This window comes from Mesorhizobium sp. M5C.F.Cr.IN.023.01.1.1, from assembly GCF_003997585.1.
GTDB classification, from domain to species: Bacteria; Pseudomonadota; Alphaproteobacteria; order Rhizobiales; family Rhizobiaceae; genus Mesorhizobium; species Mesorhizobium wenxiniae.
Genome location: NZ_RZSU01000030.1, coordinates 40234 through 66309, shown reverse-complemented (window position 1 = coordinate 66309; position 26076 = coordinate 40234). Strand labels below are relative to the sequence as shown.

Annotated in this window: 25 protein-coding genes; 15 read left to right on the top strand and 10 right to left on the bottom strand. The window is 63.8% G+C overall.

Annotation, left to right across the window (positions count from 1 at the left end):
* Positions 1 to 607: 2OG-Fe(II) oxygenase family protein (locus EOA78_RS14800; protein ID WP_164783760.1), on the top strand; the 607-nt coding region annotated here is incomplete at its 5' end.
* A gap of 239 nt (positions 608 to 846) precedes the next feature.
* On the opposite strand, the gene EOA78_RS14795 is transcribed toward EOA78_RS14800, so the two are convergent.
* Complete coding sequence (locus EOA78_RS14795; protein WP_127315775.1) at positions 847 to 1647, bottom strand: IclR family transcriptional regulator; 801 nt, start codon at positions 1645 to 1647, stop codon at positions 847 to 849.
* 239 nt (positions 1648 to 1886) lie between these two features.
* Here EOA78_RS14795 and EOA78_RS14790 point away from each other — a divergent pair, with 239 nt between their 5' ends.
* From EOA78_RS14790 to EOA78_RS14775, 4 genes are read left to right on the top strand one after another with little or no spacing between them, the layout of a single operon-like run.
* A complete protein-coding gene (locus EOA78_RS14790) occupies positions 1887 to 2939 on the top strand; it encodes a substrate-binding domain-containing protein (protein ID WP_127315774.1) in 1053 nt (350 codons plus the stop codon).
* Positions 2940 to 2958: 19 nt separating this feature from the next.
* Positions 2959 to 4467 (top strand): sugar ABC transporter ATP-binding protein, encoded by a 1509-nt coding sequence (locus EOA78_RS14785; protein WP_127315773.1) that lies wholly within the window; start codon positions 2959 to 2961, stop codon positions 4465 to 4467.
* Positions 4464 to 5429, top strand: a complete 966-nt coding sequence (locus tag EOA78_RS14780) for an ABC transporter permease (RefSeq protein ID WP_127315772.1) — start codon at positions 4464 to 4466, stop codon at positions 5427 to 5429. The genes EOA78_RS14785 and EOA78_RS14780 overlap by 4 nt, the downstream gene beginning before the upstream one ends.
* Positions 5426 to 6397 carry an ABC transporter permease gene (locus EOA78_RS14775; protein ID WP_206533445.1) on the top strand — a complete coding sequence of 324 codons (972 nt, stop codon included), beginning with the start codon at positions 5426 to 5428 and terminating at the stop codon, positions 6395 to 6397. Before EOA78_RS14780 ends, EOA78_RS14775 begins: the two co-directional genes overlap by 4 nt.
* Here EOA78_RS14775 and EOA78_RS14770 read toward each other — a convergent pair.
* Positions 6371 to 7312, bottom strand: coding sequence for an amidohydrolase family protein (locus EOA78_RS14770; RefSeq protein WP_127315771.1), 942 nt, complete (start codon positions 7310 to 7312; stop codon positions 6371 to 6373). The two genes, EOA78_RS14775 and EOA78_RS14770, sit on opposite strands and share 27 nt — an antisense overlap.
* Positions 7313 to 7389: 77 nt before the next feature.
* Between EOA78_RS14770 and EOA78_RS14765 the strand changes: the two genes are divergently transcribed.
* Genes EOA78_RS14765 through EOA78_RS14750 form a run of 4 tightly spaced genes read left to right on the top strand, consistent with a single transcriptional unit; the run spans position 7390 to position 11352 of the window.
* Positions 7390 to 8709 (top strand): alanine racemase, encoded by a 1320-nt coding sequence (locus tag EOA78_RS14765; RefSeq protein ID WP_127315770.1) that lies wholly within the window; start codon positions 7390 to 7392, stop codon positions 8707 to 8709.
* Positions 8710 to 8752: 43 nt separating this feature from the next.
* On the top strand, positions 8753 to 9097 hold the full coding sequence (locus EOA78_RS14760; protein ID WP_127315769.1) for a RidA family protein: 345 nt from the start codon (positions 8753 to 8755) through the stop codon (positions 9095 to 9097).
* Positions 9098 to 9106: 9 nt separating this feature from the next.
* The gene (locus EOA78_RS14755; RefSeq protein WP_127315768.1) at positions 9107 to 10117 is read left to right on the top strand and encodes a succinylglutamate desuccinylase/aspartoacylase family protein; all 1011 of its coding nucleotides are present in this window, start codon (positions 9107 to 9109) and stop codon (positions 10115 to 10117) included.
* 56 nt (positions 10118 to 10173) lie between these two features.
* On the top strand, positions 10174 to 11352 hold the full coding sequence (locus EOA78_RS14750) for a hypothetical protein (protein ID WP_127315767.1): 1179 nt from the start codon (positions 10174 to 10176) through the stop codon (positions 11350 to 11352).
* 497 nt (positions 11353 to 11849) lie between these two features.
* On the opposite strand, the gene atzF is transcribed toward EOA78_RS14750, so the two are convergent.
* The 8 genes from atzF to EOA78_RS14710 are packed head-to-tail and all read right to left on the bottom strand — an operon-like array spanning position 11850 to position 20171.
* The gene (gene atzF, locus EOA78_RS14745) at positions 11850 to 13679 is read right to left on the bottom strand and encodes an allophanate hydrolase (RefSeq protein WP_127315766.1); all 1830 of its coding nucleotides are present in this window, start codon (positions 13677 to 13679) and stop codon (positions 11850 to 11852) included.
* The gene (locus EOA78_RS14740; RefSeq protein WP_127315765.1) at positions 13676 to 14026 is read right to left on the bottom strand and encodes a cupin domain-containing protein; all 351 of its coding nucleotides are present in this window, start codon (positions 14024 to 14026) and stop codon (positions 13676 to 13678) included. Before EOA78_RS14740 ends, atzF begins: the two co-directional genes overlap by 4 nt.
* Positions 14019 to 14687: an isochorismatase family cysteine hydrolase gene (locus EOA78_RS14735; protein WP_127315764.1), complete on the bottom strand. Its 669-nt coding sequence runs from the start codon at positions 14685 to 14687 to the stop codon at positions 14019 to 14021. Before EOA78_RS14735 ends, EOA78_RS14740 begins: the two co-directional genes overlap by 8 nt.
* Positions 14687 to 16216, bottom strand: coding sequence for an ABC transporter ATP-binding protein (locus EOA78_RS14730; RefSeq protein WP_127315778.1), 1530 nt, complete (start codon positions 16214 to 16216; stop codon positions 14687 to 14689). Before EOA78_RS14730 ends, EOA78_RS14735 begins: the two co-directional genes overlap by 1 nt.
* 10 nt (positions 16217 to 16226) lie before the next feature.
* The gene (locus tag EOA78_RS14725; protein WP_127315763.1) at positions 16227 to 16928 is read right to left on the bottom strand and encodes an isochorismatase family cysteine hydrolase; all 702 of its coding nucleotides are present in this window, start codon (positions 16926 to 16928) and stop codon (positions 16227 to 16229) included.
* Between the two features lie 25 nt (positions 16929 to 16953).
* A complete protein-coding gene (locus tag EOA78_RS14720; protein ID WP_127315762.1) occupies positions 16954 to 17880 on the bottom strand; it encodes an ABC transporter permease in 927 nt (308 codons plus the stop codon).
* A complete protein-coding gene (locus tag EOA78_RS14715) occupies positions 17880 to 18986 on the bottom strand; it encodes an ABC transporter permease (RefSeq protein ID WP_245477504.1) in 1107 nt (368 codons plus the stop codon). Before EOA78_RS14715 ends, EOA78_RS14720 begins: the two co-directional genes overlap by 1 nt.
* A gap of 57 nt (positions 18987 to 19043) precedes the next feature.
* The gene (locus EOA78_RS14710; protein WP_127315760.1) at positions 19044 to 20171 is read right to left on the bottom strand and encodes a BMP family ABC transporter substrate-binding protein; all 1128 of its coding nucleotides are present in this window, start codon (positions 20169 to 20171) and stop codon (positions 19044 to 19046) included.
* A gap of 298 nt (positions 20172 to 20469) precedes the next feature.
* Here EOA78_RS14710 and EOA78_RS14705 point away from each other — a divergent pair, with 298 nt between their 5' ends.
* From EOA78_RS14705 to EOA78_RS14680, 6 genes are all read left to right on the top strand, one after another.
* A complete protein-coding gene (locus EOA78_RS14705) occupies positions 20470 to 21156 on the top strand; it encodes a GntR family transcriptional regulator (protein ID WP_127315759.1) in 687 nt (228 codons plus the stop codon).
* A 356-nt stretch (positions 21157 to 21512) separates the two neighbouring features.
* The gene (locus EOA78_RS14700; RefSeq protein ID WP_127315758.1) at positions 21513 to 22577 is read left to right on the top strand and encodes a putative urea ABC transporter substrate-binding protein; all 1065 of its coding nucleotides are present in this window, start codon (positions 21513 to 21515) and stop codon (positions 22575 to 22577) included.
* 105 nt (positions 22578 to 22682) lie between these two features.
* Complete coding sequence (locus EOA78_RS14695) at positions 22683 to 23495, top strand: ABC transporter permease (RefSeq protein ID WP_127315757.1); 813 nt, start codon at positions 22683 to 22685, stop codon at positions 23493 to 23495.
* Positions 23492 to 24301 carry an ABC transporter ATP-binding protein gene (locus tag EOA78_RS14690; protein ID WP_127315756.1) on the top strand — a complete coding sequence of 270 codons (810 nt, stop codon included), beginning with the start codon at positions 23492 to 23494 and terminating at the stop codon, positions 24299 to 24301. The genes EOA78_RS14695 and EOA78_RS14690 overlap by 4 nt, the downstream gene beginning before the upstream one ends.
* A 12-nt stretch (positions 24302 to 24313) precedes the next feature.
* Positions 24314 to 25522 (top strand): agmatinase family protein, encoded by a 1209-nt coding sequence (locus tag EOA78_RS14685; protein WP_127315755.1) that lies wholly within the window; start codon positions 24314 to 24316, stop codon positions 25520 to 25522.
* A gap of 2 nt (positions 25523 to 25524) precedes the next feature.
* Positions 25525 to 26055 carry a hypothetical protein gene (locus EOA78_RS14680; RefSeq protein ID WP_127315754.1) on the top strand — a complete coding sequence of 177 codons (531 nt, stop codon included), beginning with the start codon at positions 25525 to 25527 and terminating at the stop codon, positions 26053 to 26055.
* Positions 26056 to 26076 lie beyond the last annotated feature (21 nt).

Here is a 26076-nt window from a genome sequence, read left to right as displayed (position 1 = left end):
GGCATGGCAGACCAAGGCGACGGCGGTGGCGATCCGCCTGCTGAAGGCTTTCGCGCTGTCGCTCGACCAGGCCGAGGACGCTTTCGATCCGATCTATTGCGGTGAGCCCAACCATCGCATGAAGATCGTGCGCTATCCCGGACGCGACGCAACCGGTGGCGACCAGGGCGTCGGCGCGCACAAGGACGGCGGCTTCCTGACGCTCCTGCTCCAGGACGACAACAAGGGGCTGCAGGTCGAATATGACGAAAGCTGGGTGAATGTGGATCCCATTCCCGGAACGCTGGTGGTCAACATCGGCGAGCTCCTCGAACTGGCATCGAACGGTTATCTCAGGGCGACCGTCCATCGTGTCGTCACACCGCCGGCCGGTGTCGAGCGAATATCCGTTCCTTTCTTCTTCAGCGCCCGGCTCGATGCGACGATCCCGCTGCTCACACTGCCTGAAGAACTGGCTGCCGAGGCGCGCGGACCGGCGAGCGATCCGGACAACCCGCTGTTTCGCGACGCCGGAACCAACGTGCTGAAAAGTCGCCTGCGCTCGCACCCCGACGTGGCGCGCCGGTATTATGCCGATCTCCTTGAGACGAGGGCGTCACCTGTCTGAAACGTCAGAGCAAATAGACCAGGAATTTTCGTCATCCCGCCGGCTTTTGGAATTTTGTTCGTCGCCAACACGCCCAAACAAGCTCAAACAGGTAAGACCGTTCGACGGTTTCCTCCCATTCCGCTGAACGGCGTTCCCCTCTGAAGGTTGTAACCTTCATTTTGGCCGGGCCGATTCGAGCCCGGCCATATTTTTCCGCGCTCTCTTCGCGAATGCGTCAGGGCCGATTCTTCAAAAAATTAGCTTCCCGCCAACGACAATCCACGGGCGCGTTCGCACAGCAGGGCAAGCAACTCGCTGCGCCGCGTTTCCGCTGTGTCGACTGGCAATACGAAGCAAAGGGTCTTGGTGATGGCGCCGTGGCCATCGCGGATAGGCGCGGCCATGCACCACGTGAAGCGGTCGGCCAGAGCAGCGGTCTCGCTGAAACCTTGCTGGCGGGCCAGGGCGACATCGCTGAAGAATTCGGCTGGCGCAATGACGCGGCCGTCGGGCAGCTTGTAGTCGCCAGGCGGGATGAAGTCCTTCACCTCTTCCTCACTCATATGGCCAAGCAAGAGCCGCCCGGACGCCGTCCACGGGATCGGCACCTCGACCCCGACATCGCTTGATATCCGGAAAGGGCCGGAAGAGTCACGACAATCGAGAACGATGTATTTGTTCCCGCGCAGGCCGCACAGCTGCACGGTCTCGCCTGTCTCAGCGGCCATCTTGTCCAGCGTCTCGATGATGCGCCGGTAGTGGGCGTTGTGATGCGAGTAGGCCCAGCCGAACAGATGCATAGCCCGCCCGAAATAGACGTAGCCTTCCGTCCCGACGTTTTCGAGCATTTCGGCTTCGAGCAGGCTGTTGACGATTTCGTAGGTGGTCGAACGCGGTGCGCCGATCATCTTGGCGATGTCGCCGACGCGCATCGGCGCGCGGTGTCGTAAAAGCGCTTCCAGCAGCATGATGACGCGGTCGATGCCGCGGCGTCGTTCGCCATTACGCGGCTCGGCGCCGGCTTCCGTTTCGATCAGACCAGTAGCTCCATCGCTCATCTCGGCCGCATCCGCGTAGAAATCAATTCGGCCCTCGTCTCAAGACGCTTGAAAGATGTCAAGGCTCAGTCTAGCATCCCATTTGTCCGATATACAGACATGCTGTCTGAAATATCAGACAATAACGAGCCAGGCGCAGAAAATTCTGACGAAAAAACAGGCGGTTTCCGGATGCGGCAACCGGCGAGATTTTTCGTCCGGACCCCGCACGCCCGGCCTAACCTCAGAAGGGAACAATCATGACGAAATCATCGTTTTTCGCATCCGCCAGCGCCCTTTGCTTCGGTCTCCTCCTGAGCCTCGGCGCCGGCTCGCAGGCCAATGCGGCCGCCAAATGCATCAAGGGCGACCGCAAGGCGCCGTACACGATCGGCTGGGCCAACATTTATTCAGTGCCGACCTGGATGAAGCAGACACAGGGCACGATCGAAGCCGAAGTCGAGGCATTGAAGAAGCAAGGACTGGTCGACAAGCTTGTCGTGACCGACGCCCAGGGCGACGCCAACGTTCAGATCCAGCAGATCCAGTCGATGATCGATTCCGACGTCGACGCCATCATCCTGATTGCCGGCTCGTCGACCGCGCCGGCGCGTGTGCTGGCGGACGCTTGCGCCAAGGGCATCGCCATCATCAACTTCGATAGCCTCGTCGACACCGACCAGGTGACCGCCAAGGTCAACACCGATTCCGCCCAGTGGGGCGATCAGGCGGCCAAGTTCCTGATCGACGCGATCGGCGGCAAGGGCAAGATTCTGATCCTCAACGGCCCGGCCGGCGTTTCGGTCAGCGACGATCGGCGCAAAGGCGCTGACGCGGCGCTTAAGGCCCATCCTGACGTGACGGTCCTTGCCGAGACCAACACCCCCTACAATGTCGCGCCTGCACAGGAAGCCGTCACCAGCCTGCTGTTCGCCAATTCCGAGATCGACGGAATTCTGTCGCTCGGCGGCGCCTTGTCGGCGGGTGCGGTACTCGCCCTCGACAAGCAGGGCCGCGAACAGGTGCCGATCACCGGCGAGAATGCCCGCCAGTTCCTCGAACTCTGGAAGGAAAAGGACCTCAAGAGCTGGGCGACCATGCAGCCGAACTGGCTCGGCGCCTTCGCCGCCTACACCGCCGTCCAGGCGCTGGAGGGCAAGGATGTGCCGGCTTTCGTCAAGATCCCGCTGCCGGTGATCGACAATTCCAACATCGATCAGTACCTCGCCCGGGCGGCCGATTTTCCGGCCGACGGCTACATCTATTCGCCCTACGACGAGGAGCTGTTCAAGAAGCTGCTGGCTGAACAATAAGCCTGAAAGGTCGCAGAAATTGGTGGCCACTGCTCCGCTTCTTGCCGCGCGGGGGGTCTCGAAGTCCTTCTTCGGCAACCCCGTCCTGCGCGACGTTTCCATCGCTCTCCAGCCGGGCCGCGTGCATGCGCTGCTCGGCGAGAACGGCGCCGGAAAGTCGACGCTGATCAACCTCTTGTCCGGTGCCTTGCGCCCGGACGGCGGGGCGATCGAGGTCGACGGGCGCCCGGTGTCGCGCATGACTCCCGCCTATGCGCAACAGGCGGGGATCGCGGTTGTCCAGCAGGAACTCAGCCTTACGGCCAGCCTCTCCATCGCCGAAAACATCGGCCTTGGCGCCTATCCGCGCCGGTTCGGTTTGCTCGACTATCCCGAACTCGCCGTGCGGGCCAGGGCAGCATGCGATCTTGTCGGGCTTCACGAACCGCTCTCGATGCCGGTCGGACATTTGTCGCTTGGCCGCCGGCAGATGGTGGAGATAGCCAAGGCGCTTTACCGCCGGCCGCGCGTGCTCATTCTCGACGAACCCACTTCGTCGCTTTCGGCAACCGAAACGAAAGTCCTGACGGAGTTGCTGGAGAGGCTGCGCGGCGAGGGCATCGCTATTCTCTACATTTCGCACCGGCTGAACGAAGTCATGGCGCTATGCCAGCACGTCACCGTCCTGAAGGACGGCACCTGCACGGCGGACCGCACGCTGGAAGGAACCGACGCCAGCGGACTGGTACGGCTGATGGTCGGCCGCGACCCCGGCGACCTCTTTCCGCATTGGCAGGCTTCGGCATCGGCTGCCAACGCCATCTCGGTTCGCAATTTTTCGGCCGGCCTGATGCGCGGCGTCGATCTCGACGTCAGGACGGGTGAGGTGCTTGGCATCGGAGGCCTGGTCGGGCAAGGGCAGGAAGATTTGCTGCTCGGCCTCTACGGTGCCATTCCGGCCAGGACGGCATCCGCGACCGTCAACGGTGCTTCGGGTCTGCCCGCCGGTGTGCCGAAGGCCAACGCGCTTGGCCTCGCCTATGTCCCGGCCGACCGCAAGCGCGAAGGCCTGCACCTGATCCATTCCATCATCACCAACATGATGCTGCCCGCTTTCGCAAGACTGCCGGCGCTGAAGCTGCGCAGCCGCCGTGCCGAGCGTGAGACGGCAAGAGGTCTCGCCGTCCAGCTTGGCATCAAGGGCGACCTAGGCCGGCCGGCACAGGCCCTGTCGGGCGGCAACCAGCAGAAGGTCGCGCTGGCGAAATGGATGCCGCACGACCCGCTTGTGCTTCTCCTCAATGACCCGACACGCGGCGTCGATGTCGAGACCAAGCGCGAAATCTATATGATGCTTCGCAACTTCGCCGCCGCCAGCAAGGCGGTCGTGCTGCTCAGTTCCGACACACCCGAACTGGTGCACCTTTGCGACCGCGTCGCGGTGGTCCGGGAGGGCCACATCGTGGCCATGCTCGAGCGCGGCGCCCTGAGCGAGGAAGCGATCGTTTCCGCCGCGATGGGCGCCGAACAGCGCAAGGTGGCGGCATGAGTACTGTGGGCTCTTCAAGGCAAGCCGGCGCTCTCTACTGGCCGGTTCAGCTGCGCCGCAATGTCGGCGTGCGGGGCCTGTTCGCCGTGGTCATGGCGTTCCTCGTCGCCTATGGCGTCCTCTTTCCCGGCCTCTTGACCGGTTCCGGCTTCGCCAAATTCACCCAGAGCTGGTTTCCGCTGGCGCTGGTCGCCATGGCCCAGGCGATCCTCATGCTTACCGGCGGCATCAGCCTGGCCATCGGCGCAATGGTCAGCCTCGGCGCGGTGATCGCCGCGACGATAATGACTGGGCCGCTGGGCGTAGCCGGCGGTGCCGCTGCGGTGGCGCTGACCGGTCTCGGCATCGGTGCCGCGACCGGGTTCATCGTCGTAAAACTTCGGTTGCCGGCTATCGTGGTGACGCTCGCCGGTTCCTTCATCATCGGCGGTGCTGCGCTACTCATCCTGCCGAGACCCGGCGGCGCCATTCCGGAGTGGCTGTCGGACCTGCTCGCCGGCAACACGCCCGCGGCCTTCGTGCTGCTGGTGCTGACAGTCCTTCTGTGGAAGCTCTATCTCGCCACGCCGCTTGGTTTGAGCCTCTATGCCGCCGGCGAGAATCCGGTCGGCGCCTACCGCTCCGGCGTGCCGGTCGACGGCGCCCGGATCGCCGCCTACGCGATCAGCGGTCTGCTTTGCACAGGCGCCGGTCTGTTCGTCGCCGCGCAAACGGGTTCGGGCGATCCGGTCATCGGCACGGCCTTCACGCTGAATTCCATCGCCGCCGCCGTGCTCGGCGGCATCGGTTTCCTCGGCGGGCAAGGCACGATGCGCGGCGCTCTTGCCGGCAGCCTGCTGCTCAGCCTGATGATCAGTGTCATGTTCTTCCTCGGCTTCACGCCGGTCGCCCAGTATGTTGCCCAGGGCCTCATCATCATCGGCGCGGTCGCCATCCCGCAATTGCGCAAGGTGCAGCAATGACAGCATGGAAAGAGACTGTTGGCGGCAGACGCGCCCTGACAATCCTGCGCAGCCGGCCCTTCCTCACGGTCGCCATCGTAGCAGGGGTGTGGATCGTGGCCAGTTTCGTTTCGCGTGGCTTCGGCGCCTATGGCCATTTGCGCTATCTGGTCGAACTGGCCGCGGTCATCGGCCTGGTTGCGGCGGGCCAGACCTTTGTAGTCATCGCCGGCGGCATCGACCTTTCCGTCGCGGCGATCGTCACAGTGAGCGCCGTCAGCCTGCCGCTGCTGTCGTGGCAGGCGGATCCGACCGGGCTCACCGCCGTCCTTGCCGTCCTTGCATTGACGACGACAATCGGTTTGGTGAACGGGCTGGGCGTGGCGCTGTTGCGCGTTCATCCGATGATCATGACCCTGGCAATGGCGACATTCCTGCAGGGCCTGCTGATCATCATCGCCGGCGGCAGCGCCGTGACCGCCGAAAACCCGCTGGTGCGATGGCTCGGCAATGCGCGGCCGGCCGGTATTCCCGCAGGCGTGCTCTTGTGGGTGGCCGTCTCCGTGATCGTTCTGACCGCAATGCATGCCACATCCTTTGGAGCACGGCTCTTCGCCATGGGCGCCAACCCACTCGCCGCGGCACTCTCCGGCGTTCCCGTCGCCTCGACCACCCTGGCGGTCTACGGCATCAGCGGCTTCACTTCAGGGCTTGCGGGCGTGCTGGTGCTCGGCATGAACGGACAGGGCTATGTCGGGATCGGCGATCCCTATCTCCTCGCCTCGATTGCCGCCGTGGTTCTCGGCGGCACCTCGATCCTTGGCGGGCTCGGCACCTATGCCGGCACCATCCCCGGCGCCATCCTGCTGGTCACAATCACGGCTCTGATCACCGTCGTCAACGCATCGCCCGGCTGGCGCAGCATTCTGTTCGGTTCGCTGATCCTGGGGCTGCTGCTTCTCTCAGGCAGGGAGCAGACCCGCCGATGACATACCGTCCAGCCGGTAGATGCGCCTTGCATTGCCGAAGAACAGCGCCGTCTGCTCGTCTGCGGAAAGCTCCCCGGCAATGGCCTTGAAGCTGTCATATACCGCATCAAACGACGCATGCAGACCGGCCACCGGGAAGTCACTGCCGAACATCGCGCGCCGCGTGCCGAAACAGTCGATGCAATGCATGACAACCGGCTTCAGACTGTCGAGCGTCCAGTCATGATCGTAGGCGACCAGATCCGATATCTTGATGGCGACGTTGTCGCGCTCCGACAAAAGCCGAAGCGCTTCGCGCCACGCCCGCATTCCGTCGGCGTCACGGTCGATCGGGCTGCCGCAGTGGTTGAGGACAAAGAGCTGGTTCGGATAGGCCGCTGCGAGCCGCGCGGCGCCGGCGAGCTGGCGCGGAAACACCATCAGATCGAAAGTCAGCCGGTAGCGGCCGAGCAGAGACAGGCCGGCGCGCCAGGCCGGATCGTCCATGATGCCGCCACGGGCAGCGAAACGGCGGGCAGGGTCGGGATCCCAGCTCAGTATGTCGCGCACGCCGACGACACGGTTGAATGCCGCCTGCGCCTCGACCAGCGCCGGCGCTTGGCGGTTCGCAAGCGGGACGTGAACGACGTAGCGGGCGGCCACACCGCGCGACTTGTCGAGCGTTTCAAGCCACCGCGTTTCGCCGACGCAGTCATCCCCGGCCCAACCGGCTTCGACATGAACGGTGGCGACGACATTATGCCGGCTGGCGTCGCGCAAATAATCCTCAGGAAGATAGTTTCGCCGCAAGCGGCCAAGCTCGCCCAGGCCGCCGCGTTCGCCAGCCGTTGTGGCGAGCCATGGATGCCGGCCAAGGCCGAAATCCCAGAGATGATGGTGGGCATCGATGATCGGTCCGGAGTAAGATTTTGGCACGCATCTCTCTCATGCTGTGGCCGGCGTCGGAAATCGGTCCGGGCTTCACCCTGCGAAGGCGAAAGGACTAGCATCGGATGACTGAAAACTCACCCGTAGTGCCGCTCGCGACCCGTGAAAATTTCCTGCTCGACGACCGCATTCGCGGCGTGCCGCCCGGCACCTTCGGGCTGGCCAGCAGCCTTGTCGCATCTGAGCGCTGGCATCCGGCTGATGGGCGCATGTCGTTGCCGGTGCTGACCCTCGACGAGGAGGCCTTCATCGCCAATCGCGACCTGTTTCTGCGCTACGCGCGCGAACAGGGCGCCATGATCGCGCCGCATGCCAAGACCCCGATGGCGCCGGACCTTGCTCGATCGTTGGTAGAGGCCGGAGCATGGGGCACGACCGTCGCGGATATCAGACAAGCCGCGGTGATGCTCAGGGCCGGCCTCACACGGCTGATCATTGCCAACGAGGTCGGTGGATCTGGTGGCGCGAACCGGCTCGCTGCCCTTGCCGGTGCCCGGCCAAGCGCCGAGCTCTTCGTCTTCGCCGACTCTGTCGCCGCCGTGAATGCACTTGCCGGCGCCTGGCGGGCCAATGCGACGCTGCCGCCGTTGCGCGTGCTCGTAGAACTCGGTGCGGGGAGGGCAGGCGCCCGCACCACGACGCAAGCCGAGGCAATCGCCGATGCAGTAACAGCTGCCGGCGGGCGGCTGCTGATCGCCGGCGTCGCAACCTACGAAGGTGCCGCGGCGCAACCCGACCCCGGCCGCACCGACCAGGTGATATCCGCCCTGCTAGCAATGACTGCCGACATGTTCCTGCGGCTCCGCGCCCGCGTCGGCGGCACTGCGCCGCTGGTTGTCACGGCCGGCGGCTCGGTGTTCTTCGACAAAGTGGTCGCCGCGCTTTCGCCCGCCGTTTCCAGGGACGGCAATGCGACGCTGGTGTTGCGCAGCGGCGCAATCTTCTTCCACGACCATGGCAGCTATGATCGCTCGCTTAGCGCACTCGATGCCCGCAAGGGCTTCGCGGTCGGCGGCGTCAGCGTTTCCGCACGAAACTCGTTTCGTCCGGCTTTGCGCCTATGGGCCGAAGTGCTGTCGCGGCCGGAGCCCGGCCTTGCCATATGCGGCATGGGCATGCGCGACGTGTCGTTCGATCAGGGCTTTCCAATGGTGCTCGCGGTCTTCCGGGCCGGCAAGCCGCTGCCGGTACCGCGCGCCGAGGTCTTCAAGCTCAACGACCAGCACGCCTTCCTGTCGATTGCACCCAGCGACGACATTGCCGTTGGCGACGTCGTTGAATTCGGCATCTCCCATCCCTGCACCTGCCTCGATCGCTATCGCGTGATCTTCGGCGTCGACGCGGCCGGGCATGTCCGCCACGCCTTTCCCACCTATTTCGGCTGACCGGATCTTGCGGCGGCCCTAGAGAACCTTGAAAGGATCCAATATGATCAAGTATTTCCAGTCCGGTGCCCGCATGTCGCAGGCGGTCGTCTATGGTGGCCTCGTCCACATCGCAGGCCAGGTGGCCGACAATCGCAAGGCCGGCATCGAAGGCCAGACCAGCGATGTGCTCTCAAAGATCGAGGCGCTTTTGGTCGAGGCCGGCAGCAGCAAGTCGAAGCTTGTGGCGGTCAACATCTTCCTGCCGCAGATCGGCGACTTCGACGCCATGAACAGCATCTACGATGCCTGGGTGGATCCTCAACGCCTGCCGGCGCGGGCCTGCGTCGAGGCGCGTCTCGCCGATCCCGACCTCCGCATCGAGGTCACAGCGATCGCCGCCGTCTGAGTTTCCGCCATGCACACCGGCCTCATCCATACGCTCGACTTCGACCGGGACGGCAAGACATCAGGCCATCTCAGCATTCCCTTCTCGATAGACCGTTCGCCCTATTTCCAGGTCAAGGTCCCGATCTGCCTCATACGCAACGGTGAAGGCCCGTCGCTGCTTCTGATGGCCGGCAATCACGGTGACGAATATGAGGGCGAGCTGTCGCTGGCAAAGCTGATCCGCCGGCTCGATCCCAAGCAGATCAAGGGCCGCGTTACCATTCTGCCGATGGCGAACGCACCGGCGGTCATGGCCGCCAAACGCTGTTCGCCGCTCGATGGCGGCAATCTCAACCGCGCCTTTCCGGGCGATCCGTCGGGCAAGCCGACGAGCCGGCTTGCCAATTTCCTCGAGGCGGAACTGTTCCCCCGCCACGACGTCGTCTTCGATATTCATTCGGGCGGCACCTCGATGGAGCATCTGCCAACGGCGCTTGTCGAGCGCCATACCGATCCCGACCGCCACAGGCGCGGGGTTGAGCTGATGCGGGCGCTCGGCATGCCGTATGGGTTCGTGGCCGACAATGGCCGGGCCTCGCCGACCTCCATGGGCGCAGCCCGCCGGGCCGGTGCCATCGGCGTCAGCGGCGAGTTCGGCGGCGGCGGCACCGCCACAGTCGACACGATGGCGATTACCGCTCGCGCGATCGACAGTCTGATGATTACCCTCGGCGTGGTCGAAGCGCCGGTCCTTGCGCCTGAGTCAAAGCCTTCGACGCCGACGCGACTGCTCTCGCTTTCCCGGCACAGTCAGGGCCTCTATGCCACCCGCCGCGGCTGGTTCGAACCCGCCGTCAGGCTCGGCGACGGCGTGAGCGACGGACAATTGGCCGGCTGGTATCATGACCTCGAACGGCTCGATCTTGCCGAGGAAGCCCTGTATTTCGCCGAAAGCGGTATCGTACTTTCGCGCCGGCTGCACACGATCTGCGAGGCGGGAGACTGCCTCATGCAAGTCGCCGAACCGGTGGAAGGCTGACGGGAGCCCAATCGGCGTTTGTCTGCCGCGTCACTCCAGAGGATTGAGGTTATTTCATGCAGCTTTCGATGTGGACCTATCCCTGGGATGTCCAGGATTTGGGCTTGGAGATGATCGAACGCGATCTGGTTGAGCGTGCCGGACTCAACATGATCAGCTTGGCGACGTCCTATCATGCCGGCCGGTTCCTGCAGCCGCGCAGCCCGCGCCGCAAAGCCTATTTCCCGGAGGACGGCACGATCTACTTTAAACCAACCACCGCGCGATGGGCCGATCTCGTGATCCAGCCCAAGGTGGCGGACGTGATCACGGAAGGTGGCGACGTTCTGGCCGAGCTTGTCCAACGGCGCGAGGCAGGCGGCCTCCAGGTGTCGTGCTGGACGGTCTGCCTGCACAACACCCGCCTCGGCATGCTTTATCCGCAGGCCGTGACCCGCAACGCCTTTGGCGACCCCAATTATTACAATCTCTGTCCATCACATCCGGATGCACGCGCCTATGTCCGTGCGCTAGCCGCGGATATCACTCATACTTACAAGCCGGACAGAATCGAACTTGAAAGCCCGTCCTTCATGGGCTTTGCCCATGAATACCATCACGAGAAGGACGGTGTCGGGCTGACGCCGGAAGACGACTTTCTCCTGTCGCTGTGCTTCTGCCCGTCCTGCCTCGCCCGCGCCGCCGTTGCCGGCATCGAGGCCGAGGCGGCGCGTGAGCTCGTCAAGCAGTGGATTGCCGAGGCGTGTGAGCGCGCGGTGCCTGAACGGCGTTTTCCAGAATTTCCCGCAAGTGGCCTCGACACCTTTCTGCCCTGGCCGCAACTCCACGCCTATCTGTTGTGGCGGTTCGAGCCGGTGACAAGTCTTGTCGCCGAGCTACGCGAGGTTGCCGATCCGGGGACACGTGTCCTCATCATCGACCTGAAAGACGGCTGGCTCGGCGGCTGCGATCTGGCAGCGCTCGGCAAGGGCTGCGACGGGGCGATCCTGTGTGCCTACGACATGCAGGCCGGCGACGTCGCAGGCCTGACGGCGGCCGGCCGCACCGCGCTCGGAGCAGAGAAATTCCTCGGCGTCGGTTACCGACTCTTTTATCCGGAAATGGCGGGTCCTGAAATCCTCGCCGCCAAGGTGAAACCGGCGTTGGCGCCGGACGTCGACGGTATCAATTTTTACAATTACGGGCTTGTTCCCGCCGCACGACTCGATTGGGTGCGTGCAGCACGAGCTGTTTGAACAATCGATCCGTGTGCCGCAGTCTAGCTGTTAGCCGGCTTTGCCGTAAGCGCTCATATGCAGCTGCCCTGCCACATTGCGTCGCGACGAGAGGCGCACGACCTGCCCGCCTTGTTAAAGGTTTAAAGGTGGTCGGTGCGCGAGTGGGAGGCTGCAGTCGCAGAACGGTCTGATCTCCACCGACCCCGAAGCCGGCAGCAGGCTGAGAAATATCGCCGCTGCCTTCGACAGCGTCCGGCGTGAAGAAAAACCCGACAGCACGGAGCATCGCCGCGTCTGATGAGTCCCGACGAAATCTGTTGGGGCCACTGCACTACCTGTTCGCATCGCGAGCTCTCCGGCAGTCGCAAGCGCTTGGTGACGCCTGCCACTCACGGTGCAACTTTCGAACACGCGCGCTTACGGATCGCTTACGGCATTCGGCGTGACAGCCTCGCCGAGCATCGCTGCTATGATTTGAGGTCGCGCTGACGTTGCCGGCGCGAACGGCCGGTCGTTCAATCGGCCGGGACGCTTTCCAGTCGCTCTCCGCCGGCTTTTGCGATGAAGCTGCGCCAACCGCCATAGGCCGAAATGTCGATAGCTCGTGACAACCCGGCGGTCTCGACCAGAAAGCCCTTGGCCGATGTCCCGTCATCGAGCTCGATCGTGCCGATGCCGAGCGGCGGCGGGATCGCGGCGACGAAGCGCCCGAAGGCAGCCGCTGAAAGCCGCCAAACCTCGACCTCCATCGACTTGCCGTTGCCATCGGCAACACGCACGAGCCCAGGCTTCGGCACGGATTGGCCGGCGAGTGCGTAGAGCTGATAGGAAGCAACCGTCCTGGCGGCTCTGCTCAATCGCGCGCCAAGCGCGCAGAGCTGGCCGTTGAGCGGCATTCCCGACAGATGCGCGCCGACGACCACGAGCTCGATCATGCCGTCATCGAGGTCAGGGGCCTTGGCGACGCTGGCAGGCATCGCCCAATCAGTCGCGCCAAGGTCGAGACCGCTGGCTGCCTGCAGCTCGCTGGCCAGCGACGCCGTCAGGGCGTCCTTGCCGGCGGCGGCAAGCAAGGTAACGCTCATCGGCAGACCGTCGTCTCGCTTGCCCGTCGGTACGGCGACGCCGCACATGTCGAGCAGATTGACGAAGTTGGTGTAGGTGCCGAGCCGGCTGTTGGTCACGATCGGATCGGCCAAGACGACGTCGACCGTGTAATGCGTCGGCGCCGTCGGCACGCAGAAGAGGTCGACTGAGGCGATGACCGGCGCGAGCCTGGCCTTGTAGGCCTGCAGCGCATACAGGCCCTTGAAGGCGTCCGCTGCTGAAAGCTTACGCGCCCCGCCGATGATTGTGCGCGTCACCGGATGCATGACCGCTTCGTTCGCTTCCATGAAATCTGCGATCGCCGCATAGCGCTCGGCCACCCAGGCGCCTTCGTAGAGAAGGTTGGCGGTGGCGTAGAAATTGCCGAAGGGGATTTCGACCAACCGGCAGCCGAGCTGTTCCAGCGTCCGCAGCGCCGTTTCGAATCCCGCCTGCATGGCCGCATCGCCAAAAAATTCCCGGTCCGCTTTTGCCGGAATGCCGACAGATAGCACGGGTGGACGCGGACCGAGTGACGGCGCCGCGATGGAGCGCGAATAGGGATCTTCGTCATCCTTTGCTGCCGCGGCCCTGAAGACGCTGTAGGCGTCATCGACGGTGAGCGCAAAGACGGAGACGCAGTCGAGCGTGCGGCAGGCCGGCACGACGCCGGCAGCCGACAGCGCGCCGACGGTCGGCTTCAGTCCGACAATGTTGTTGAGGCCGGCGGGTATGCGGCCGGAGCCGGCGGTATCGGTGCCGAGCGCGAAGGAAACGATACCGCGCGCCGTCGCCACCGCCGAGCCGGACGAGGAGCCGCCTGGCACCAGTTTCGGATCGATCGCGTTTCTCGGGACCGGATAAGGCGTGCGCACGCCGACGAGGCCGGTGGCGAATTGGTCGAGATTGGTTTTTCCGACGACCAGCGCGCCGGCCGCCCTCAGACGCGCGACGACGGTGGCGTCTTTCGCCGGCAAATACGCATATTCGGCGCAGCCGGCCGTGGTCGGCATGCCGGCAACATCGATGTTGTCTTTGACCGCGAACGGCACGCCCCAGAGCGGCTTTGCCACCGGATCGAATCCGCCGAGTGCCTCGGCTTCAGCGAGCAGCTCCGCCTTGCTCGCCAGATGGATGAAGATGCCGGGATCGTCCGCTTCCGAAATGCGCTGAAACACGGTTTCAATCACGGCTCTAACCGACATGCCGGAGGCATAAGCCGCGTGCAGGCTGCCGATATCGAATCGGATGTCGTTCATTTCGCCTCGCCCAGAATGACCACCGGCAGGTTCCACTGGATCAGCACGACGCAACCGTCTTTCGTCCACACCGAATGCTCGGTCCCGACCGGGTTCAGGATCACGCTTCCGACAGGATAGTCGCCGTTCTCGTCGCTCTGTGTGCCATCCAGCACGACGATGGTTTCCAGCCCGACATGGCGGTGGCGTGGCACGCCTGCGCCGGGCCGATAGTTCAGGATCGCGACGGACGGTTCCACCGGTCCGCCCTTGAGCAGCCAATGCGCCGTGATGCCGTCGCGAAAATGCTCGAATGCCAGATCACGCCAGCTCCCATCGATGAGAGCCGGATATGCAATGTTAGGCATCGGCAATTCCCTTGAGCACCTGGTTTGTCGTCGCCGTCCAGCCGACGATCGCGCCCTGCGCCCTGATCATGGCCAGCGCGGCCGCCTTGAACTCCGGAAAGTAGCTCTCCGTCGCATCCTCGGCCAGCAGGCACTCATAGCCGCGGTCGTTGGCCTCGCGCATCGTCGTCTGCACGCAGACTTCTGTCGTGACTCCGGCAAAGACGAGTTGCTGCGCGCCGAGCCGCTTCAGGTCCTCGCCGAAGCTGGTGGCGTAGAAGGCGCCCTTGCCGGGTTTTTCGATGACGATTTCGCCAGGCAACGGAGCAAGCTCGTCGAGGATTGCCGTTCCCGGCTCGCCGACGATCAGCACACGACCCATTGGGCCATCATCGCCAATCCTGATCGACGGATTGCCGCGATTGCGCTTGGCCGGCGGCAGGTCCGAAAGGTCTGGTCTGTGGCATTCCATTGTGTGGATCACCGGCAGGCCGGCCTCCCGAAATCCCTCGATAAGCCTCTTCACCGTCGGCACGATCGCCATCACCCGGCTGACGTCATTGCCGAGGCCGGCGCCGAAGCCGCCCGGCTCGGCAAAATCGCGCTGCATGTCGATGACGACCAGCGCCATCGCCTCAGGCTTGAAGGCAAACGGAAACGGCAGCGCATCGATCTCCGCCATCAGTGATGTCCGGCCATGTATTCGCCGATCGTCTGCACGCTCGCCTGCGCGATCGGCGTCTCATAGACCAGCGCGCCATCGGACATGACGAAAATGCGGTCTGAAAGCTCAAGCAATTCATCGAGGTCTTCCGACATCAGCAGCACCGCCGCGCCGGCGTTGCGCGCCTTCATGATACGGGCGCGGATTTCGGCGACGGCGGAGAAATCGAGGCCAAAGCAGGGATTCGACACGATGAGAAGATCGACCTCGCCGGTCAGTTCGCGGGCGAGCACAGCGCGCTGCACATTGCCGCCGGACAGCGATGAAATCGGCGAGGCGAGCGAGGCCGTCTTGACCTTGAACTGTTCGACCAGGCGCGTCGCATAGTCCCTGATGGCGCTCATCCTAATCCAGTTGATCTGTTTGCCGGCCTCGTTCAGGTCGAAGGTCCGAAAAGCCATGTTTTCGGCAACCGTCATCCTCGGCGCGCAGGCATTGCGCAACGGTTCCTCCGGGATGAAGCGCACATTGAGCGTGCGGGCCTCGGCGCGGCTGGCGCCATAGGCCGATCCCTTCACCAGAACGTAGCCGGCATCACGCCTACGCTGCCCGGCAAGGACTTCCAAAAACTCCTTCTGGCCGTTGCCCGAGATGCCGGCTACACCGACGATCTCGCCGGATTTCACATCGAGTTCGCCGATGTTGATGGTTTTCAGGCCCGTGCTGTCGGGCGCCTTCAGCGAGTTCACCGTCAGGATTTGCCGGGCGCCGACAGGCACTGGAGCGCGCGAGTCGAGCGCGGCGATCGGCTGGTCGCCGATCATCATCGCCGCCATCTGCTTGTGAGACAGCTCCGATACAGTCCCGGTTCCGGTCAGCCTGCCTTTGCGCAGCACCGTGATGTCGTCGGCAAATGCCGTCACCTCGTGGAATTTGTGCGAGATCATAAGCACGGTGAGGCCGCCCGCCTTGGTCATGCCGCGCACGAGGCCCAGCACTTCCTGCGCCTCGCCGGGGGTGAGCACCGAAGTCGGCTCATCCAGCACCAGAAAACTGCGGCCGAGATAAAGCTGCTTGATGATCTCGAGCTTCTGTTTTTCGCCGGCGGCAAGTTCCGCCACCTTGACGGCGAGCGGCAGCTTGAACGGCATCCGTTCCATGAATTGGGCAAGTGCCGCGCGCTCCTTGCGCCAGTCGATGACACCAGGCACTTTTTCGCGCGAAATGACCAGGTTCTCCGCACCCGTCAGCGACGGGACGAGGGTAAAATGCTGGTAGACCATGCCCAGGCCCAGCGCCGAGGCATCCTTCGGACTGGCAATCCCGACCTCGCGCCCGTCGACCAGAATGTCGCCGCAGGTCGGGTGATAAAAACCCATGATGCATTTGACCAGCGTCGACTTGCCCGCGCCGTTTTCGCCAAGCAGCGCATGAAACGATCCCGCCGGCACCTTGATCGAGACGTCGTCGAGCGCGGTGAATGCACCGAAGCGCATGCTCATGCCGATCGTCTCAACGCCGACGGCCTTCTTGCCGCTTTCACGCATCACGACACCCTCATGGCAACTGGGCGATAAAGGACGCCGAATTGGACACCGCGCCGAACACCCCGCCTTGCATCTTGATCATCTTGATCGCGGCGAGATGGTTGCCGTAGTCGGTCGCCCCGCAGCAATCCTCCAGCATTACGCATTCGAAGCCGCGGTCGTTGGCTTCGCGCATCGTCGTGTGCACGCAGACGTCGGTGGTGATGCCGGTCAGCACGATGTTTTCGATGCCGCGCTGGTTGAGGATCAATACGAGGTCGGTGGCGCAGAACGATCCCTTTCCCGGCTTGTCGATGATCGGCTCGCCTTCGGCCGGATAGAGGTCGGGGATGATGTCCCAGCCCGGCTCGCCGCGCACCAGGAAGCGCCCGCATGGTCCGGGGTCGCCGATGCCGGCATTGATGCGGCGCGAGCGCCAGCGCTTGTTGGCCGGCAGGTCGGCGAGATCGGGCCGGTGGCCCTCGCGCGTGTGGATGATGGTGTAGCCCTTCGCCCGCATGGCCGACAGCACCGACCTGATCGGTTCGATCGGCGCCCGCACCAGCGAGAGATCGTAGCCCATATGGTCGACATAGCCGCCCGGCCCACAGAAATCGGTCTGCATGTCGATGATGATCAGCGCCGTGTTGTCGGGCCGAAGCTCGCCATTGTAAGGCCATGGATAGGGATCGGCGTCGATGTAGCGCTGCGTGAGCTCGGCTCTGGCGTTCATTGAGCAAAACTCCTGTCTGGAAACGTCATTTGGTGATCGACAGTTCGCCCGGCGCGCCGGCCAGCGAACGGCTCGGCGACGAGGTGGCGATCATGATGACGAGGGTGAGAATGTAAGGGGCGGCGTAGAACAGATAGTAGCCTTGCGTGACGCCGACCGATTGCAGCGCCGGCCCGAGCGCGCCGGCACCGCCGAACAGCAGCGCGGCGGCAAAGCAGCCGAGCGGGTTCCAGCGCGCGAAGATGACCAGCGCTACTGCCATCAGCCCCTGGCCCGACGAAATCCCTTCGGTCCAGCTGCCGGGATAGTAGAGCGACAGATAGGCGCCGCCGATGCCGGCCAGCGCGCCGCCGATGCCGGTGGCGATGAGGCGCACGGTGTTCGGGTTGAGGCCGATGGCGCGCGCGGCGTCGGAGCTGTCGCCGACCACGCGCACGATTAACCCGGCGCGGGTGTTGCGGAAAGCCCACCACAGAAACACCGAAAGTGCTGCGCCGATCAGGAACAGCACGTTGACGTTGAGCGCCGCCTGCACCTGCGGAACGTCGGACCAGCCGCCAAAGGGGATGGCCGGCAGGTCGGGCGCCGAGGGCTGGATGAACGGCTTGCCAAAGAAGAAGGCGAGACCCGAGCCGAACAGCATCAGCGCAATGCCGATGGCGATGTCGTTAACCCCACGGAATTTGCAGATCCAGCCGTGGAACAGGCCGAAACAAAGACCGGCGACTGCGGCAGCCAGCAGACCGAGCCATGGCAAGCCGGTCATCGCCGTAACGGCATAGGCGGTCATTGCGCCAAACACCAGCGTGCCCTCGAGGCCTAGATTGATGCGCCCCGAACGTTCCGTGATGGCTTCGCCCAGCGACACGAAGATAAACGGCGTCGAGACGCGGATGGCGCCGCCGAGCATGGCAAGGGGAACGCCCCAGAGGCCGATCTCGGTTGCGTCCATCAGGCAGTCCCCTTCAAGAGATCGGGCCTCTGCCAGAGGTCGGGATTGAAGGCTTTGAAGCGGCCGTAGAAGGTTTCGCTGAACAGAATGACGACGAAGAGCATGCCTTGCAGCACCAGCACGGTGGCGTCGGGCAGATCCATGCGGCGCTGGATCAGACCTCCAGAGGCGTCGATGCCGCCAAGCAGCAAGGCAACCGGAATGATGGCGAGCGGATTGTGGCGGGCGAGGAAGGCAACCAGGATACCGGTATACCCATAGCCGGCGGCGAGCGAGGCGTTGGCGCTGCCTTGCACGGCGGCGACTTCCAGCATGCCGGCAAGGCCGGCGAAGCCGCCGGCCAGCGCGGTGAAACCGACGATCAGCGGTCCGACGGCAAGCCCCTGCACCTGGGCTGCCCTGACATTGCCACCGGCGATGCGGGCGGCGAAGCCCCAGCGGGTCTTTTCGATCAGCAGCCAGGACAGAACGCAGGCGACGACGCCGACGACCAGGCCCCAATGCACGTCCATGCCCGGAATGTTGCCAATGCGGTAGGCCTCCGCCAGCGACTCGGTCGAGGGTTTGTTGAGCGAGGCGGGATCGCGCAGCGGCCCTTCCACCAGATGGTTCATCAGGGCGATGGCGATATAGGCCATCAAAAGGCTCGATATGGTTTCGTTGACGGCACGGTAGTGGCGTAGCGCGCCGACGGCACCGATCCAGATGCCGCCGGCGGCCAGGCCCGCCACGCCCATGGCAAGAATAACGAAAAACGCGGGGGCGCCGCTGGTGGCCACGCCCATCGCAGCCGCGGCAACACCGCCCAGCACGATCGCGCCTTCGCCGCCGATGACGACGAGGCCGAGCCGGGCCGGCAGTGCCACGCAGAGCGCCGCAAGCAGCAAGGGTGCGGCTCGCGACAGCGAGTTCTGGATCGAGAACCACGAGCCGAAGCCGCCGCGCCACATCGTTTCATAGAGCTGCACGGGTGACTTGCCGACCAGCGCGATGAACAGGCTGAACAGGGCCATGCCGACGATCAGTGCCGCGAGCGGGATGACGAAGGCTTCCGCCCGCCGGGCGATCCATTCGAGGGCCGTCGGATAGCCCTGGGCGCCGAGCATCACTGGCACGCTCGCACTGCTCACGGTGTCTGACATGGCCCCGTCTCCGATCCATGCTCAAGCGGTAGAGCCGACGACACCCTCGACGAGATAGTCCATGCTTTCCAGCTCGATCGCGGCCTCGACGAAGGTCTGTCCCTCGGTTGCGACGACGTCGCCCTTATTGTTCTTCAACGGACCCTTGATCACCGAAAAGCCACCCTTCATCATTTCGGCGAGTGTGCCGTCGAACTGCGCGCGCGCCGCCTCGCTGACTGCGGGGCCGAGCGGGCTCATCTTGACGAAGCCGTCGGCCAGTCCGCCGCGTGTGAAATTGGGCAGCGGCTTGCCGGCAACGAGGTCGTCGACGAACATCTTGTAGAACTTCGCCCAGTTCCATTCCGCGCCGGTCAGATATTTTTCGGGCGCCAGCGGGCTCTGGTTGGCATGGTAGCCGCAGATGAAGGCGCCGCGTCCCGCCGCCGTTTCGACCACCACTTTCGGGCTATCGACATGGCAGGTGATGACGTCGGCACCTTGATCGACCAGTGCATTGGTGGCTTCCGCCTCCTTGACCGCCAGCGACCACTCGCCGGTGAAGATCACCTGGCAGGTGATGGCCGGGTCGACCGAGCGTGCGCCGAGCAGGAAAGAATTGATGTTGAGCAGGACCTGCGGAATCGGCTTTGCCGCGACGAAGCCAAGCTTCTTGGTCTTGGTGGCGTGGCCGGCGGCAACGCCGTTGAGATACTGGCCCATGCCGATATAGCCGAAATAGGAACCGGCATTCATCGGATGCTTGTCCTTGTTCCACATGCCGCCGCAATGGCGGAACTGCACGTCGGGGAATTTCGCGCACATGGCCAGCATGTGCGGATCGAAATAGCCGAACGAGGTCGGGAAGATCAGCGAGGCGCCGTCGAGGTTGATCATCGATTCCATCGACTTCTGGACATCGACCGTCTCGGGGACGTTCTCCTCCTCGACCACGGAAATGCCCTCAATGGCCTTCAATGTGGCGGCTCCCTCGGCATGCGCCTGGTTGTAGCCGTAGTCGTCCTTCGGTCCGACATAGATGAAGCCGACAGTGACGGCAGCGGCGAACGCCCTGCTGATCGGGAATGACGCCGAGGCCAGACCGAGTGCCGCTCCGGCGGCGGAGGTCTTGAGCAGCTCGCGGCGGCTAAGCATGAATCTCTCGGTCATGTGAATGCTCCCTGTTGGACCCTTTTCGGGTCGATTAATTCCCTTCTCGTAAAAGTGCATGCAATCGTCGTGCCAGTTCAAAAGCTAGAATTAATCCAATAAAATCAGTTGCTGTGCCGAACCGCCGTGCTCAAGCGAAAGGCAATTGCATGCACTTTTTGCCTTTCAGTTAGCCAGTTTGACATCTAGATTAAATTGAAGGCATAGAGGACGCGCCCGAGTCGAAACTTCCGGCGAGCCACTTGCCGCACGGCCGGGAAAAAGACTGGACGGAGGAGAATTGTCGGGGAAGCGCAGCTTGATCAGGTCGGGCACGACCGTCGATCAGATGGTGAGGGCAATCGGCGACCGGATCGTCACTGGCTTCCTGCGCCCCGGCGAAAAGCTCGACGAGGCCTCGCTCGCTGCCCGCTTTGACGTGTCGCGCACCCCCGTCAGGGAGGCGCTTGGCCGGCTGAGCGCCATGGGCCTGGTCGAAAGGCGGCCCAACCGTGGCGCCACCGTCGCCGTGGTGACGCAGGAGCATCTCGCTTCGATGTTCGAGAGCATGGCCGAGCTTGAAGCGATCTGCGCGCGGTTCTCGGCCGAGCGCATGACCGCCGGCGAACGTCGCGCGCTCGAAATCGAGCATCAGGCATCGGCGCGCCTTGTGCAACTGGGTGCGGAGGAGGACTACGAGTATTTCAACACGGAGTTCCACACCCGGCTCTATCGCGGCGCGCACAGCAAGCACATCCATGAACTGACCGTCATGACACGAAGCCGGCTGGCGCCGTTTCGGCGCGCGCAATTCATGCTGCCGGGCCGTCTGGCCAAATCCTGGCAGGAGCATGACGTCATCGTTACCGCAATCATGCGCGGGGACGGCGCTGCCGCAGGACAAGCAGCCAAGGATCACGTCTCGATCGTCAGCGAGGCGAGCGCCGTCTTTGCCGCGGTTGACCCGATAAGGTCGGGGACAGATTCGATCGGGATGTCTTCCTAGCAATCAGGCAAAAATGCCCAATTCGTCGGCGATGCGATGATTTTCGCGTCACTGGTGCAGGTGCTCGGAGCAGCGCTGGCCAACAATTGCCGGATATCTGGCATAATTCGGCTTTGGCATGCTCCTTGCTTCGTAGATGGTGTGCAGAGCGTCTAGGGTTCCGGCCGCGACAAAGCGGTGCTGGTCCAAGAGATGCGACCGCCAAGGGTGCACTGAGGCATCCGGCGGAACACGGCGGGCCAAAATCCCGGGAGAACCCTGCACGGGTTTGCTGGCGCGAACCTCTCCCGGATGCGCGCTCCGTAAACCCCAACATAAAATCCGGACGCAATCCGGATCGCGAACAGGGGTACGCAATGCTTCGCAAGCTGGCCGCAATCATCCTAGCCGCATCACTCAGCCTTCCCATGATATCCGCCGCCGACGCGGCGCCCAAGAAAGACTTCAAGATATGCTGGTCGATCTATGTCGGCTGGATGCCGTGGGGCTATCTCTCCGACAGCGGCATCATGAAGAAATGGGCCGAAAAAAACGGCATCAATGTCGAGATCACCCGCATCAACGACTATGTCGAAAGCATCAACCAGTATACGGCCGGCGGTTTTGACGGCTGTTCGATGACCAACATGGACGCGCTGTCGATCCCCGCAGGCGGCGGCGTCGACACCACCGCCGTGATCATCGGCGACTTCTCCAACGGCAACGATGCCGTGATCCTCAAGGACAAGGCCGCGCTCGCCGACATTGCCGGCCAGAAGGTCAATCTCGTCGAGCTCTCCGTCTCGCATTACCTGCTGGCGCGGGCACTGGACACGGTCAAGCTCGCCGAGAAGGACATCACCATCGTCAACACGTCCGACGCCGACATGGTCGCCGCCTATGGCACCAGCGACGTCACCTCGGTTGTTACCTGGAACCCGCTGGTTTCCGAGATCGTCGCCATGCCGGGTGCGCACAAGGTTTTCGATTCCTCGCAGATTCCCGGTGAGATCATCGACATGATGGTCGTCAACACCGAGACGCTGAAGGACAATCCGGCATTGGGCAAGGCACTGGTCGGCGCGTGGTACGAAGCGATGGAACTGATGACCTCCGACACGCCGGAAGGCAAGGCAGCCAAGGAGGAGATGGCCAAGGCGTCCGGCACGGATCTCGCCGGTTTCGACGCGCAGCTCGCCTCGACGGCAATGTTCTTCGACCCGGCCAAGGCGGTCGAGTTCACCAACGGCACCGAATTGCCGAAGACGATGGATCTGGTCCGCAACTTCCTGTTCAGCCACGGTATCCTCGGCACCAATGCGACGAGTGTCGACGTGGTCGGCATGAGCTTTCCCGACGGATCCACGCTGGGCGACGCCAAAAACGTCAAGCTGCGTTTCGATCCAGCCTTCATGGCCGAGGCCGCAACCGCAACGCCCTGACGCGACATGCTGGCCAAGGAAATGAGTGCCAGGGATGAAGCCTGCGAGACGGGCGGGGAGGGCACCACGCGCCCTTCTCCGCCAAGGCCGAAGGTGCGCCTTCGCATGATCAATGCGAAGGTCTCGCGCGGCAGCGCCTTGTCCCTCGGCGGCCTGCCGTTCTTGTTCGTGGCGATCGCCTATCTCGTCGCCTCGGCGCAGCGGCTGGCTGTCAATCCCAGTGACAAGCTGCTGCCTTCGCCGCCACAGATGTGGTCGGCCTTTCTTGACCTTGCGACGGTTCCGGACAAGCGCTCGGGCGACCTTATCCTGTGGGTCGACACCTATGCCAGTCTCCTCAGGCTGTTCGCGGGCGTCGGCGTGGCCACGTTCGCCGCGCTTTCGCTCGGCATCGCCATCGGCTTCATCCCGCGGGTGCGGGCCTTCCTGCTGCCGTTCGTCACCGTCGTTTGCGTCATCCCACCGCTGGCGCTGCTGCCGATCCTGTTCATCGCGCTCGGCCTCGGCGAAACCGCCAAGATCACACTGATCGCCCTTGGCGTCGCGCCGGTGATGGTGCGCGACATCGCCAATCGGGTGATGGAATTGCCACCAGAGTTGGTGGCCAAGGCGCAGACGCTTGGCGGCAACAGCTGGACCATGGTCTTGCGGCTGGTGCTGCCGCAAGTCATGCCGCGCCTCATCACTTGCGTGCGGCTGGCGCTCGGGCCGGCCTGGCTGTTCCTGATCGCCGCCGAAGCCATCGCCTCGACCGAAGGGCTGGGTTACCGCATCTTCCTCGTCCGCCGCTATCTCTCGATGGACGTTATCCTGCCCTATGTCGCCTGGATCACCCTGCTTGCCGTCATCACCGATTGGCTGCTGGTGCGGCTTTCGCGCGCGATCTCTCCTTGGGCGCATCCGGTGGAGGCCAGATGAGCCGCATCGTCGTTCACGGACTGGAAAAGAGCTACGGCGATGCCCGCGTGCTCGAGCGGGTCAATGTCACCGCCGAAGCCGGCGAATTCCTGTCGCTGGTCGGTGCCAGCGGCTGCGGAAAATCGACGTTCCTGCGCATCCTGCTTGGCCAGGAGCAGCAGAGCAGTGGCGTCGTCATCGTCGGCGATGGCCCAATCGTTCCAGAGCCGACGCCGCAGCGTGGCATCGTCTTTCAGCGCTATTCGGTGTTTCCGCATCTGACCGCCCTCCAGAACCTGCTGCTGGTCGAAGACTTTCGCTCGGGCGGGCCGTTTGGCCGCGTCTTCGGCGCCAGGCGCAGAAATGCCAGGCAAGAGGCCGAAGCCATGCTGGCGCGGGTCGGCCTTGCTCATGCGCGCGACCTTTATCCCGCATCGCTCTCCGGCGGCATGCAGCAGCGGCTGGCGATCGCGCAGGCCTTGCTCGGCAAGCCGCAGATCCTGCTTCTCGACGAGCCTTTCGGTGCGCTCGATCCCGGCATCCGCGTCGAGATGCACGATCTGCTCACCGAGCTCTGGACCGAGCACGGCATGACGGTGGTGATGGTCACCCACGATATCGGCGAAGCCTTCAAGCTCGGCACCCGCGTGCTGGTTTTCGACAAGGTGCGCCACGATCCGCAGTTCCCGTCCGCTTACGGCGCGACGATCACCTACGATTTGAAGCTCGATCGCAAGACCCGGGCTTCCTCTCATCACTTGGCCAAGGTGGCCGCGATGGTCGGGACGACCCGGCCGGATCCAGCAATGGCGACGACGGCGTCGTAACGGAGACCGTGAATGTCCAGAAATATCCCCGAACGCAGCCACCGCCGCGCAGGGCTCGTCGCCCGTGAGTCCAGGGAACGCTTTCACCACCCCGATTTCGACGCCCGCGGCACGCAGGGTTGGAAGTCGATCGAGGCCGAGGGCAAGCTGTCGGAAAGCGGCTGGCGCAAGGAGCAGCAATGGGCGCTCGACATGGGCCTGCCGGGATCGGAGTCGATCGTCGACAGGTCGATCCCGACATTCGCGCGCGGCGAGCTGCCGCATTTCGCCGGCATCAACACCTTCCTCAAGGCGCCCTATGTCGAGAACGTTCGCGATGTCGGCAAATACGATGCAGCCGTCATCGGCATTCCTTTCGACAGCGGCACCACCTACCGGCCGGGAACCCGCTTCGGCCCGCAAGGCATTCGCCGCATCTCGGCGCTCTACACGCCGTACAATTACGAGCTCGGCGTCGACCTGCGCGAGCAGATGACGCTGTGCGACGCCGGCGACGTCTTCACCATTCCCGCCAACCTCGAAAAGAGCTTCGACCAGATCACCAAGGGCGTCAGCCATGTCGCCTCGTCCGGCGCGCTGCCGATCATGCTGGGCGGCGACCATTCGATCGGGTTCCCTTGCGTGCGCGGCATTGCCGACGTGACCTCGAAGCGCATCGGCATCATCCATTTCGATCGCCATATCGACATTCAGGAAAAGGATCTCGACGAGCGCATGCACACCACGCCGTGGTATTGGGCGACCAACCTGCCGAATGTCTCGGCGACCAATCTCGTGCAGCTCGGCATCGGTGGTTGGCAGGTCCCCCGCTACGGCGTCGCCGAAGCGAGGAAGCGCGGCACCAACGTGCTCACCATTGCCGACATCGAGCAGATGGGCCTCGAGAAGGCGGCGGAAGTCGCGCTCGAACTCGCATGGAAGGACACCGACGCCGTCTACATCTCTTTCGACGTCGACAGCCTCGATTGCGGTTTCGTGCCCGGCACGGGCTGGCCTGAGCCGGGCGGCTTCCTGCCGCGCGAGGCGCTCAAGCTGCTTGGGCTGGTGACGGCTCCAGGCATTTGCGGGCTGGAAGTGGTCGAGGTTTCGCCGCCTTACGACACGTCGGACATCACGGCGCTGTTCGGTGTGCGTGTCGTCGTCGAAGCGCTCGGCTCGATGGTCGCCCACGGCAATCTCGGCAAGCATAAATCGATCATCGACAAACCGGTGAGTTTTTGACCATGCACGATGATCACCACCACAGTCACGATCATGGCGATGGCCATCAGCATCATGGGCCGCACGGCCATGACCATCCGCACGCCCTCGGCCACAACGGGCCCACGGGCAAGCCGCTGCAATGGCAGACGCCGCATCTGCCGGACCAGGCTCACGAGCCGCCGGCCGATCCAGCGGCGGTCGACCTCGACCTTGTTGAAACCGCCTTCCTCGAAGGCTTTGCGCGGGCGCCGGACCCATCCAGCTTTCTGCGCCTGGCCGGTATACCCTTTGTCGGCGAGGGGGCGGACGGCGTGCGGCTTCATCTGCTTCGCGTCGAGACCGAGGATCTGGTCGATGTCGGCGCGGTTATGCCGCTCGTCGGTGGCACCGGCGTCGCCTATCACCCGTTGCCGGCGCGCCTGACATCGCACCGCCGCCGCCTCGCTTTCATCTATCACGATGGCAGTGAGCAAAAGCCCCTCGGCTTCGCCGCGGCGCGCGCTCTCGCGGACCGTTCCGCCGCTTCGCGATTCACCGTTCCCGGGCACTGAAATCAGAACCCGTCACTCTCA